The organism is Pseudomonas folii, from assembly GCF_014357575.1.
Taxonomy (GTDB): domain Bacteria; phylum Pseudomonadota; class Gammaproteobacteria; order Pseudomonadales; family Pseudomonadaceae; genus Aquipseudomonas; species Aquipseudomonas folii.
Genome location: NZ_JACONW010000060.1, coordinates 21,746 through 33,467, shown reverse-complemented (window position 1 = coordinate 33,467; position 11,722 = coordinate 21,746). Strand labels below are relative to the sequence as shown.

9 protein-coding genes are annotated in these 11,722 nt (G+C 57.5%); all 9 read left to right on the top strand.

The features are described from left to right. Positions 1-91 precede the first annotated feature (91 nt). The 9 genes from H8S59_RS14115 (at position 92) to H8S59_RS14075 (ending at position 11,688) form a co-directional block, all read left to right on the top strand. A complete protein-coding gene (locus H8S59_RS14115; RefSeq protein ID WP_187521810.1) occupies positions 92-547 on the top strand; it encodes a hypothetical protein in 456 nt (151 codons plus the stop codon). Positions 548-556: 9 nt separating this feature from the next. Next, positions 557-1,177, top strand: a complete 621-nt coding sequence (locus H8S59_RS14110; RefSeq protein ID WP_027902501.1) for a lysophospholipid acyltransferase family protein — start codon at positions 557-559, stop codon at positions 1,175-1,177. Beyond that, entirely contained in the window at positions 1,177-2,106 is a 930-nt protein-coding gene (locus H8S59_RS14105) for a phosphatidate cytidylyltransferase (RefSeq protein WP_095093085.1), read from the top strand. The genes H8S59_RS14110 and H8S59_RS14105 overlap by 1 nt, the downstream gene beginning before the upstream one ends. A 276-nt stretch (positions 2,107-2,382) precedes the next feature. Next, entirely contained in the window at positions 2,383-3,783 is a 1,401-nt protein-coding gene (gene lpdA, locus H8S59_RS14100) for a dihydrolipoyl dehydrogenase (RefSeq protein ID WP_187521809.1), read from the top strand. A 285-nt stretch (positions 3,784-4,068) separates the two neighbouring features. Beyond that, the gene (locus tag H8S59_RS14095) at positions 4,069-5,691 is read left to right on the top strand and encodes a glucan biosynthesis protein D (RefSeq protein ID WP_095093087.1); all 1,623 of its coding nucleotides are present in this window, start codon (positions 4,069-4,071) and stop codon (positions 5,689-5,691) included. Between the two features lie 508 nt (positions 5,692-6,199). After that, positions 6,200-7,507, top strand: coding sequence for a hypothetical protein (locus tag H8S59_RS14090; protein ID WP_095093088.1), 1,308 nt, complete (start codon positions 6,200-6,202; stop codon positions 7,505-7,507). Between the two features lie 2 nt (positions 7,508-7,509). Next, the gene (locus H8S59_RS14085; protein ID WP_187521808.1) at positions 7,510-8,823 is read left to right on the top strand and encodes a hypothetical protein; all 1,314 of its coding nucleotides are present in this window, start codon (positions 7,510-7,512) and stop codon (positions 8,821-8,823) included. A 43-nt stretch (positions 8,824-8,866) separates the two neighbouring features. Then, the gene (locus tag H8S59_RS14080) at positions 8,867-10,759 is read left to right on the top strand and encodes an acyltransferase family protein (RefSeq protein ID WP_187521807.1); all 1,893 of its coding nucleotides are present in this window, start codon (positions 8,867-8,869) and stop codon (positions 10,757-10,759) included. 134 nt (positions 10,760-10,893) lie between these two features. After that, positions 10,894-11,688 (top strand): substrate-binding periplasmic protein, encoded by a 795-nt coding sequence (locus tag H8S59_RS14075; RefSeq protein WP_187521806.1) that lies wholly within the window; start codon positions 10,894-10,896, stop codon positions 11,686-11,688. Positions 11,689-11,722 lie beyond the last annotated feature (34 nt).

The following is an 11,722-nucleotide window of genomic DNA, read 5'->3' as shown; positions in this document are numbered from 1 at the left end:
TCAAAATCAGATAGTTGTAGTTTTTTTGAGAAGAGCGAGCTAGCTCGCGATGGCGTCAAACCGGCGCAGACTCACCTGAAGGCAAACAGAGATGTCCCATGAAATGCAACTCCACGTCGTCGCCAGTCTGCTGCGTCGGGGCAAGGCACTGGATAACTTGTCCACAGGGCTGACGCTGCTCAGTCTCGCCTTCGGCCTGATTCAGCTGTTGATAACCGACGTTCACCCATTCCTGTTGATCCTCGCAGTTTCGGGCACGATTCTGGGTCTGCTGGAAAAGTACTACGCCATGCGCGTGGCATTTGACGCTGATCTGTTCCACATCATGGCCAACGATCCCCAGTGGCCAACAGACCGCACTGCAGCGCTGGATGACGCCTTGAGCACACTCGGCCTCCAGCCTGTGGATAAAGCCGGGCGGGCGTGGTCGGTTCGCAGTCAGGGTGCTTTACGGCTTCTGCGCCAGCAGCTTTTGTTTTTGGCCGTTCAGCTGTTGGTATTGTTGAGTGCGGTCGTGATTTTCCCTTGGTTGTCCGTCACCTCTTGAGGAAACGCCATGTTTGAACCCTTGGTCGCGACGCTGATTACAGCCGGCGCGCGCAGCATCACTGGTGCCCGCAGCCTGTGGCTCGGCAGTTCTCCAGAGCCGACACAACGCATCTATTTCGCCAACCACAGCAGCCACGGCGATTTCGTCTTGCTCTGGGCCTCGCTGCCTCCAGCGCTGCGCAAGTTGACTCGCCCCGTTGCGGGCGCGGATTACTGGCAGAGCAGTCCGCTGCGCCGCTACATCATCAACGGTGTGTTCAATGGCGTGCTGGTGGATCGTCAGCGCAAGACGCCGGACAGCAACCCGTTACAGCCCATGCTGGAAGCGCTGGAAAGCGGTGATTCGCTGATCATCTTTCCGGAGGGCACCCGCAACCCGGAAGAGGGTCTGCTGCCGTTCAAAAGTGGCTTGTATCACCTGGCGAAAAGTTACCCACAGGCCGAGCTGGTGCCAGTGTGGATCGCCAACCTGAATCGTGTCATGCCAAAAGGGCGAATACTGCCATTGCCGTTGTTGTGCACCACCAGTTTCGGCGCGCCGTTGCAGTTGGGCAGTGAAGAAAGCAAAGAACAGTTTCTGTCGCGCAGCCGTGAAGCGCTGCTGGCCCTGGCTCCGGAGCAGCTTTGATGGATAAGCAGACGCAAATGTTGTTCATGGGGATTGGCGCAATTTTGTTGCTGGCCTCGCTGATCGGCTACATCCTCAAACGCAAGGCTGGCGGACCTAATTCGGTCATCGACAACCTGAACGCGCGGATCAATGCGTGGTGGGTGATGGTAATTGTCATCGGCATCGCCTTTTCGCTGGGATACACCGCGGTAATCCTGCTGTTCTACGCGGTATCGTTCTATGCCCTTCGGGAATTCCTGACCCTGACGCCGACCCGCAAAAGCGATTACCCGGCTTTGGTAGCAGCGTTCTACGTGGCCTTGCCACTGCAATACATCCTGATCTGGATGGACTGGTACGGGCTGTTTTCGATCTTTATTCCGGTCTATGTGTTCTTGCTGTTGCCGATCCTTGCGTCACTGGGGGGCGACAGCAAACACTTCCTCGAACGCGCCTCGAAGGTCCAGTGGGGACTGATGATCGCGGTGTTCTGCGTGTCATACGTTCCCGCCCTGTTGACGCTGGATATCGCCGGATACGAAGGCCGCAATCTGTTGCTGATCGCCTGGCTGGTGATCGTGGTGCAACTCTCGGATGTGTTGCAGTACGTCTGCGGCAAGCTCTTCGGTAAACGCAAGATTGCGCCCAATCTGTCGCCCTCCAAGACCGTTGAAGGTTTTGTCGGCGGCATCGCACTTGCCTCGCTGATTGGCGGCGCGTTGTTCTGGATCACCCCATTCAATCCGTGGCAGTCGATTCTGATCGCGCTGCTGGTCAACTTGTTAGGTTTTGCCGGTGGCATCGTCATGTCGGCGATCAAGCGCGACCGTGGCGTGAAGGACTGGGGTCACATGATCGAAGGTCACGGCGGCATGCTCGATCGCCTCGACTCCGTGTGCTTTGCCGCGCCGATCTTCTTTCACCTCGTGCGGTACTGGTGGACCTGACGTGGCATGTCAGGCAACTAACTGATTTTGAATGCTTTTCTTTAGGAGCTCACGAGCACCGCGAGGCAGCGATGGCGGCCTGTCTGATACACGCTATCGCGGCCTCGCGGTGCTCGTGCGCTCCTACAGATCCATTTATTGCTGCGCGACGGCCGGGAGCTGCGCCTACAAAAAGCTGCCGCTTGACGCTTACCCCCCCTAAACATTACAACCATAATTTAATGGCCCGCTATCCTCTGGGCTTTACCTCTCCATCTCGACTCAGGAGCAAAGGCTATGAGCAGTTATGACGTTGTGATTATCGGTGGCGGCCCCGGCGGCTATAACGCAGCCATTCGCGCCGGTCAGTTGGGACTGAGCGTAGCCTGCATCGAGGGCCGCGAGACACTGGGCGGGACTTGCCTGAACGTCGGCTGCATTCCTTCCAAGGCGCTGCTGCATGCGTCGGAGCTGTACGAGTCGGCCGCGGGTGAGGAGTTCGCCAAGCTCGGTATCGAGGTCACGCCCACGCTTAACCTTGCGCAGATGATGAAACAGAAAGGCGACAGCGTGGCAGCACTGACCAAGGGTATCGAGTTCCTGTTTCGCAAGTACAAGGCAGAATGGATCAAAGGCTGGGGGCGCATTGCAGGTCCGGGCAAAGTGATCGTCACCGATGCCCAGGGTGTCGAGACCGAGCTGCAAGCCAGGGACATCATCATCGCCACAGGCTCAGAGCCGACACCGCTGCCCGGTGTGGAGATCGACAACAAACGCATTCTGGACTCCACCGGCGCGCTGTCCCTGGCCGAAGTGCCCAAGCATCTGGTGGTAATTGGCGCAGGGGTCATCGGTCTGGAACTGGGGTCGGTATGGCGTCGCCTGGGCGCGAGAGTCACAGTGGTGGAATACCTTGATCACGTCGCCCATGGCACGGATCTGGAAGCTGGCAAGACCTTGCAACGTTCACTGTCGCGTCAGGGAATCACCTTCAAGCTCAGCTCGAAGGTCACGACCGCAACCTCGACGGATCATGGCGTGAATCTCAGCGTTGAGCCCGCTGCCGGTGGCGATGCCGAGTTGATCGAAGCCGATTACGTGTTGGTCTCTATTGGCCGGCGGCCTTTCACCAACGGCCTGGGGCTGGAAACGGTCGGCCTTGAGGTCGACAAGCGCGGCATGCTCGAAAACAAAGGCCATCGGACCGCTGCCGAGCATGTCTGGGTGATCGGCGACGTCACTTCAGGTCCAATGCTCGCGCACAAGGCCGAAGACGAAGCGACGGTGTGTCTGGAGCGAATTGTCGGCAAGGCTGGGGAGGTGAATTACAACCTGATTCCCAACGTGATCTACACCCGTCCGGAACTGGCCAGCGTCGGCAAGACCGAAGAGCAACTCAAGGCGGATGGCCGCGCCTACAAGATCGGCAAGTTCCCGTTCAGCGCCAACAGCCGCTCCAAGGTCAATCACGAAACGGATGGCTTCGCGAAGGTTCTGGCCGACGAGCGCACCGACGAAATTCTCGGCGTGCATCTGGTAGGCCCGAGCGTCAGCGAAATGATCGCCGAGTTCTGTGTCGCCATGGAGTTCGCGGCATCGTCGGAAGACATCGGGCTGATCAGCCACGCCCACCCTACCCGCTCCGAAGCCCTGCGCCAGGCGGCGATGAGCGTGATCGGGTTGCCAACGCAGTCTTGATTAATTGCGCTTTTGTGGGAGCGGTGCTTGCCCGCGATAAGGACGCAGCAGGGTTCGGATATTACCTAAACCCTGCTGCGTCCTTATCGCGGGCAAGCACCGCTCCCACAAGGTAATGCGCGATCCAGAAACAATTCCGGCACATCTAAATCGTAATTATTTATGTTTTTTTCGAACCAGATGCTGTGTTTGTTATCTGTAGTCGGTACTTTGGCGTTCAGCAAGGAGTCGTAGCGCGCAATTTTCTTGTGCAGGATGCACAGTACTCGTTAGGGGCTTCACCTTATGAATCGCAGGACTCTCCTGAAAGCATCCATGGCGCTGGCGGCTTATAGCAGCGTTCCGGCCTCAGGGCTTTTTGCTGCACGCGCAATGGCCGCCACGGCCGACGGCGAAATCGAACACTTTGACTTCGATGCACTGAAAGCCCATGCCAAGCAATTGGCTGGTCGGGGTTACGTCAGCAACAAGCAAGTACTGCCACCTGTACTGGCAAACATGACACCGCAACAGTTCAACGCAATCAAATACGACGCTGGCCACTCCTTGTGGAACGAGCTTAATGGCCAACTGGACGTGCATTTCTTCCACGTCGGCATGGGCTTCAAAACGCCAGTGCGCATGTACAGCGTCGACCCGAAGACCAAAGAGTCCCGGGAAGTGCACTTCCGCCACGAACTGTTCAACTACGAGTCCAGCGGCATCGACAAATCGCTGGTCAAAGGTGACTTGGGCTTTGCCGGCTTCAAGCTGTTCAAGGCACCCGAAATCGCCATCAACGATGTCGTTTCGTTCCTCGGTGCCAGCTATTTCCGTGCAGTGGACAGCAACAAGCAATACGGCTTGTCGGCACGCGGCCTGGCTATCGATACCTACGCCAAGCGTCAGGAAGAATTCCCTGATTTCACCAAGTTCTGGTTCGAAACACCGGACAAGAATGCCACGCGCTTTGTGGTCTACGCACTGCTGGATTCGCCAAGCTGCACCGGCGCGTACCGTTTCGACATCGACTGCCAGTCCGGCCAGGTGGTCATGGACATCGATGCGAACATCAACGCACGCACCGACATCGATCAAATGGGCATCTCACCGATGACCAGTATGTTCAGCTGCGGCACCCACGAGCGCCGGATGTGCGACACCATTCACCCGCAAATCCATGACTCGGATCGTCTGGCCATGTGGCGTGGTAATGGCGAGTGGATCTGCCGCCCGCTGAACAATCCGCCAAGCCTGCAATTCAACGCCTTCGCCGACAAAGACCCCAAAGGTTTCGGTCTGGTGCAGACCGACCATGAATTCGCCAGCTATCAGGACACCGTTGACTGGTATCACCGCCGTCCAAGCCTGTGGGTAGAGCCGACGACACAGTGGGGCGAAGGCGCGGTCAATCTGGTGGAAATCGTCACCACCGGCGAGACCATGGACAACATCGTAGTGTTCTGGACGCCGAAGGACAAAATCAAAGCCGGGCAATCGGTCAATTACGGCTACAAGCTGTATTGGGCACCGCTGCCACCTGTGCGCACGCCACTGGCGCAAGTGCATGCCACGCGTTCCGGCATGGGCGGTTTCACCGAGGGCTGGGCACCCGGCGAGCATTACCCGAAGTTCTGGGCGCGACGTTTTGCAGTGGACTTCAACGGCGGCGGTCTGGAAAGCCTGCCGGAAGGCACAGCCATCGAGCCTATCGTGACGGTGTCCCATGGCAAGCTGCAGGAATTCAATATCCTCGTGCTGCCTGACATCAAAGGCTATCGGATCATTTTCGACTGGCTGCCAGACAGCGACTCGGTCGAACCGGTAGAGATGCGTATGTATATCAAGACTCAGGACCGCACACTCAGCGAAACCTGGCTGTACCAGTACTTCCCGCCCGCGCCTGACAAGCGTAAATATCCGGCGTAACCCGAACTGATTCCGAGGTGTATTGCAGTATTTGCATGCACCTCGGAATCGTCCCGCTGCATACGTCAATTTTTAATGCCTATCCAATTCAATAAGTTACGAATCAGAAAAATTCCTGACCTTGGGAAGATGTTCAAATATTGACGAATTGATTGACAGTTCTCCGAACTCAGGCTGATATAGCCCCTGTCCTTTCTGATTTTCCCTCCCTGTTTTCCTGTCGCGTTGGCCATTCCCCATGGTTGATGAGCGGTAGCGTGGATGCTGTTTTCCCTCAGACCTCAACTCATCACGGCCTTAAATATCGCATGCCCATTGCGAGACGCGCTGTCCCGTAGGACCGGCTTTAGCCGGGAGGGCGTCGGAACGTTTACCTAAACCTCTTCGCCAGAAATACCGCTCTCCCGGCTAAAGCCGGTCCTACGGGATTGCAAGCCACCCACAGGGCCGTGTTCACAGAATCTCAAGCACGATCCAACTCCCAATCAGCATTCCCGAGGCAGAAAACATGATGTTGAACTCTGCGAAAGGCAGCGACGCTCGCTCGTCGATTCTGTCCTTCAACAAATCAACGGTGGTGGTATGGATTGCCATCAGCCTGATCCTGATCGAGACCTTTTCCGGTGCGCTGCGCTTTTACTTCGACAAGGCGGGTATCGGGCCTCTTTTGTATGTGCCGAAGATTGCCTGCCTGGTGATGTTTGCCCTGGAGCTGCGTGATTACAAGGCAGGCCGGATGGTCTGGCTGAGCTTGTTGCTGTTGGTGGTTTCCAGCGTGCTGGCGATGTTGCATGGGGCAAGCTTGAACAACGTGGCCTTTGCCTTGTTTGGTATCAGCCCGCTGCTGTTCGGGATGGTCTGCAGCGAACATCTGATCCATCGGCGCCGATTATTTTTATGGGTGATTGGCCTGTGCCTGGCGGCATCACTGGTGGGCATCGCGCTGGATAAATTCACCTCGGTACCGTGGAAAGGCTACAGCTACAGCATCGGCGATGCTGAACTGAGCGCCAACACCTCATGGACCACGGACACTGAAGACCGCATCGCCGGCTTCGCCCGGGTGTCCAACATCCTGTCGATCCTGATCGCCATCTACACGCTGTACCTGCTCATACTGCTGCGCTCACGGCTTCTCTGGTTGCTGTTGAGCCCGGTGGCTCTGTACGCCATCGTCCTGACCACCAGCAAAGCCCCCGCCGCAGCCTTCGCGTTCACCCTGGTGTTATTGCTGATCAGCCGCATGCGCTGGACGACGCGGATTGTGTGCCTCATCACAGTATTGGCGGGGATGCTGCTGCCGGTGCTGGGCATGCTTTATGACTTCGACATGCACACCGTCAGCAGTAGCAACTCGGCGCTGGGCACCCTGTATGACCGATTGATCAACACCTGGCCCAATGTCGCTCACGCCGTCAGCAACGAAGGCTGGAGCCTCACCGGTGCAGGCTTCGGCATGTTCGGTGGTGCGGCCTCGATGTTCCCGGTCCCCGGTGGTGAAATGCTGGTCGGTTCGGACAGCAGCGCCATGTACCTGTGGGCGATGCTCGGGCTGGGTGGCGTGCTGCTGTACCTGATGCAGATTCCCTTGTTTTTCAAACTGACCGATGACGACAGCCATGTCGGTAGAGCATTGCTGGCGATCACTTTCTGCTGCTGCATGATCAGTTGGACCACCGACATGTTTGAAGTAACCGTCGCCAATCTGTTCCTTGGCCTGGCGATAGGTCATGCACTGTCTGACAAGCTTATGGATAGCCGCAAAACCCCAAGGCTCCAGGAGTTTCACTGGTCGCCCTCGCCGACGGTGTACTGACGATGACGGGCAAAGGATTTGCCGCCGCGCTTGCCTGCATGACCTGGCTGACCTGTACTGCGCTGCAGGCCGAAGAGGTTTTTATTCTGGGCATCAGCACACACCTGATGAACTTCGACGCCTCGTCGAAGCCCGCATTGGAGCTGGCTGCCAAGGCCGGATTCAGCGCCGTCAAAGACGATGTTTTCTGGTCGACCGCAGAGCCGACGCCCAATCATTGGCGCATCATCGCGCCATGGCGTGATTACCTCAGCACCGCAACCCGCCTGAACCTGAACAGGCTGACGATTCTGGATTACAGCACAGCCTTTCACGACAACGCCAAACCGCGCACGCCGACGGTCAAGGCGGGTTACTTGAACTATGTGAATTACGTCACCGGTCAGTTGGGCAACAAGGTCGATTTCTACGAGATCTGGAACGAGTGGGATCTTGAGGCCCCCAAGGACCCGCAACTTAGCGCGGATTACGCCGCGCTGGTCCGTGAGGCCGTACCGGTGATCCGCAAGAACACCGTCAAGGTAAACGGCACGCCGGCCAAAATCCTTGCGGGTTCGGTGACTCCCGAAGGCATGGACAGCGGCTTTGCCGATCGACTGATCGACGCAGGCATGCTTGATCTCGTTGATGGGCTATCGATTCATCCTTACGCCCATTGCGCCGCCGACGGGCGTAACAACCCGGAAAGCTGGGTACAGTGGCTGCGCGATTATGAGCAACACATTCGCACCAGGGCAGGACGCGTCGTACCGATCTACATCACGGAAATGGCCTGGCCCAGCCACAAAGGTCCGTGCGGGAATACCCAACAAACCCAGGCGGCGTACCTGGCGCAGATTCTGTTTTTCACCCGCACCGTCCCGAACATCAAAGGCCTTTGGTGGTACGACCTGATCAATGACGGGCCAGACAGAACCGATCAAGAGCATAACTTTGGTCTGCTCAATCAGGACCTGTCACCCAAGCCCGCCTACGGAATGGTCCACGCCATTGCCGACGTGATCAGGCATTTCACCTGGGACGCGCAGGCCAGCACTCAATCTGCCGATGCCTATCAGTTGCACTTCGACAAGGGTGATGAGCATGTCATTGCCGCCTGGGCTGTCGGCGAGCCGCGCCTGGAGCAGATCACCACCCAGCGCCAACAGAAAGGACCGGTCATGTTCGTCGATACGGCGGACCCGGCCAAAGGGCAAATATCCGGCGAGGCCTTCTGGCGTTGTCAGGACGACCAGTGCTCTGTTCCCGTTACCCTCACCCGCTTTCCGAAAATCATCAGCCTGAACTCCGAGACAGTAGCGCCCCAAAGGCGCTGACCTCATGCCCTGCCCCCGCCTCCCATCCGGATGACGTAACGCAATGGACTTCAGAAAAGACATCAATGGACTGCGTGCCATCGCGGTGATCGCCGTGCTGCTTTACCACTTCAATCCCGATTGGTTACCCGGCGGGTTTGCGGGCGTGGATATCTTCTTCGTGATCTCTGGCTACCTGATCACGGGCATCATCCTGCGCAGCCTGCATGCGGGAAATTTCAGTCTGCTGACGTTCTACGCATCCCGCGCCCGACGGATAGTCCCGGCCCTTGCGGTGCTGTGCTTTGTGCTCTTGTTGGCAGGCTGGTTCTACCTGTTGCCGCAGGACTACAGCGAACTGGGCAAACACATCGCTGCCAGCCTGGGTTTTGTATCGAACATCATTTACTGGTTCGAAGCCGGGTACTTCACCCCGGGCGCCCACGAGAAATGGCTACTGCACACGTGGTCGCTGTCAGTGGAGTGGCAGTTCTACATGATCTATCCGCTGGTATTGCTGGCGTTGAGCCGAGTGATTGCCTTGCACCGTTTGCGCTGGCTCATCCTGATCGCCTGTCTGAGCGGGTTCGGCTTTTGCGTATTCGCGTCATTCAAATGGCCGGAGCCGTCGTTCTATCTGCTGCCGACACGCGCCTGGGAGCTGCTGGTCGGCGCAGCCGCCTGTGCGTTTCCCATCAAGCTCCAGACGTCGCATAAACGCGCGCTGGAACGTGTCGGGCTGGGGCTGATGATGGCGAGCTTCTTTGTCCTCTCCGAGAAGGACATATGGCCAGGTTATCTGGCGTTGCTGCCGGTGCTGGGTACCCTGGCCGTGATCATTGCGGCGCGACAAGACTCGTTCCTGACCGGCAACCGATTCTCACAATGGACCGGCAAACTGTCTTACTCACTGTACCTCTGGCACTGGCCCGTGGTCGTGTTCATGAGTTACTCGGGCTATCTGGGCGACACATCCAGCCTGGTGCTCGGCATGCTGTGCGCGTTTGGCCTGGCTATGGCGTCTTACCATCTGATTGAAAAATCCCCCGCAGCATTCACCGCAAAACGACGCTGGAGGTTTGCCACCGTCAGCGCATTGATCGGCTCGGTGTTTGTCGCCGCGGGGGCGGTGAATGCCACGGAAGGTGCGGTTTCTGCACTGCGCTCGGTGAGCATTTCCGACAAGGCGCGCTTTGTTCAGGATTACGCCAACCGGCAGAAAAACCTGTATGAAACCTACTGGCTCAAATGCGATGCCTTTTCTGCATTCACCGAACGCGGCCTGTCCGCCATTGACCCGTCCTGCACGGAAAAGCGCGGGCATGGTGGCGTCTTCCTGTGGGGCGACTCTCATGCCCAGGCGTTATCACTCGGTTTAAGAACCTTGCTCGCGCACGACACGCCGTTCTATCAGGTCGCTTCGGCCGGTTGTAGACCCAGCCTGACCCAGGACAACGGACGCGCCACCGCGCCACGCCTGACCTGCAACTATTCCAACCGGACCGCGCTGCAAAGTATTCGTGAGCTGCGTCCGGATGTCGTGGTAATCGCCCAGAAGGATCAGCACGACAAAACCCAGTGGAACGACATCGCCACTCGCCTCAAGCACTACGGGGTCAAACACATCGTCCTGCTGGGCCCGTTGCCGCAATGGAGCCCTTCCCTGCCAAGCGTCATCGCCAACCGGCATTGGGGGCTGAACGAATCGCACATCAGCGACCCGGCGCTGGACCAGAGCGTCATGGCCGCCGACCGGGCAACTCGCAGTCAGATTGATCCTGAGGCGGTCGACTTTGTGTCGCTGATCGACAACCTCTGTGTGGCCAATGCTTGTCTGGTACGGCTGCAGGACGATTCGCTGCTGCAGATCGACTCCGGGCACCTCAGTGAAGAAGGCTCGCTGTACATCGTGAAAAACTTTGTCTTACCGGAGCTGGGCAAGCAGATCCCTCAATAGCCGCATGCGCAAAAAGAGCCCGCCTGACCCTGATCAGCGCGGGCTTTTTTGCGTGCCGGGAAAATCTTCACGTGGTCGCCATGTTTGGCTGCTAACTTGGGATCAGGCCATTTTGCACGGAGGCAGAGTCGAGCATGTTTTTACGCAACCTATGTCATGGATTAATGCTGACCGCATTAGCCCTGACCGGTGCAGCACACGCAGAGGTTTACCAGGCTGGAGGCACCCAATGGCGGCCGTTCAGCTATGAAGATGAGCAAGGCAACCTGCGCGGCATATCCACCGACATCGTCCGTCGCGTTCTGCAGCAAGCCAATATCGAGGCGCAGTTCGTTTCTTACCCGGTCAACCGGCTACAAGCCATGCTGGGCAAGGCCGAGCTTGATATGAACTACGCCGACTCAGTGCAGTGGAACAGCCCGGAAGAACTTCAACATTTTGTGTTTTCCGAACCCTACCTGCGCGTCAAGGAACACCTCTACGTCCTCAAAGGAAGCCCCGCCGGCAAAATCCCTTTAGATAAGTTGCGCGGCCTGACCGTGGGTACCGTGCGGGGCTATACCTATCTGACCATGGACCCGTCCTTTGCGGACAAACGCCTGGTAGAACTGGAAACCTCGGAAGACCCGGCACTGCTTCAACTGCTACTCGCAAAGCGCGTTGACGCCATCGCAATGGTCGATGATCTATTCGATTACCTCGTCGCAGAACATCGCATGGATCCAGATCTTTTCGAGCGTGGCGCGAGCCTCAGTGATTCTGCGATCAGCATCAAATTACAGCCGGAACTTGTGAGCCTGCTTCCGGGTATAAATAAAGCAATCCGGGCAATGATCGAGAGCGGCGAAGTGGAACGGATTCGCACGTCGTACCTTTCTTCTTATGCCGCTGTCCTCATGCCACGGACGGACGCCTTTCGGAAGCCGTAACCCGTTGAAATTCCGAGGCGATCATCAAATCCGG

Coding starts and splice junctions, on each gene's coding strand:
- H8S59_RS14115 (WP_187521810.1), top strand. CDS start 92: ATGTCCCATGAAATGCAACTCCACGTCGTCGCCAGTCTGCTGCGTCGG.
- H8S59_RS14110 (WP_027902501.1), top strand. CDS start 557: ATGTTTGAACCCTTGGTCGCGACGCTGATTACAGCCGGCGCGCGCAGC.
- H8S59_RS14105 (WP_095093085.1), top strand. CDS start 1,177: ATGGATAAGCAGACGCAAATGTTGTTCATGGGGATTGGCGCAATTTTG.
- lpdA (WP_187521809.1), top strand. CDS start 2,383: ATGAGCAGTTATGACGTTGTGATTATCGGTGGCGGCCCCGGCGGCTAT.
- H8S59_RS14095 (WP_095093087.1), top strand. CDS start 4,069: ATGAATCGCAGGACTCTCCTGAAAGCATCCATGGCGCTGGCGGCTTAT.
- H8S59_RS14090 (WP_095093088.1), top strand. CDS start 6,200: ATGATGTTGAACTCTGCGAAAGGCAGCGACGCTCGCTCGTCGATTCTG.
- H8S59_RS14085 (WP_187521808.1), top strand. CDS start 7,510: ATGACGGGCAAAGGATTTGCCGCCGCGCTTGCCTGCATGACCTGGCTG.
- H8S59_RS14080 (WP_187521807.1), top strand. CDS start 8,867: ATGGACTTCAGAAAAGACATCAATGGACTGCGTGCCATCGCGGTGATC.
- H8S59_RS14075 (WP_187521806.1), top strand. CDS start 10,894: ATGTTTTTACGCAACCTATGTCATGGATTAATGCTGACCGCATTAGCC.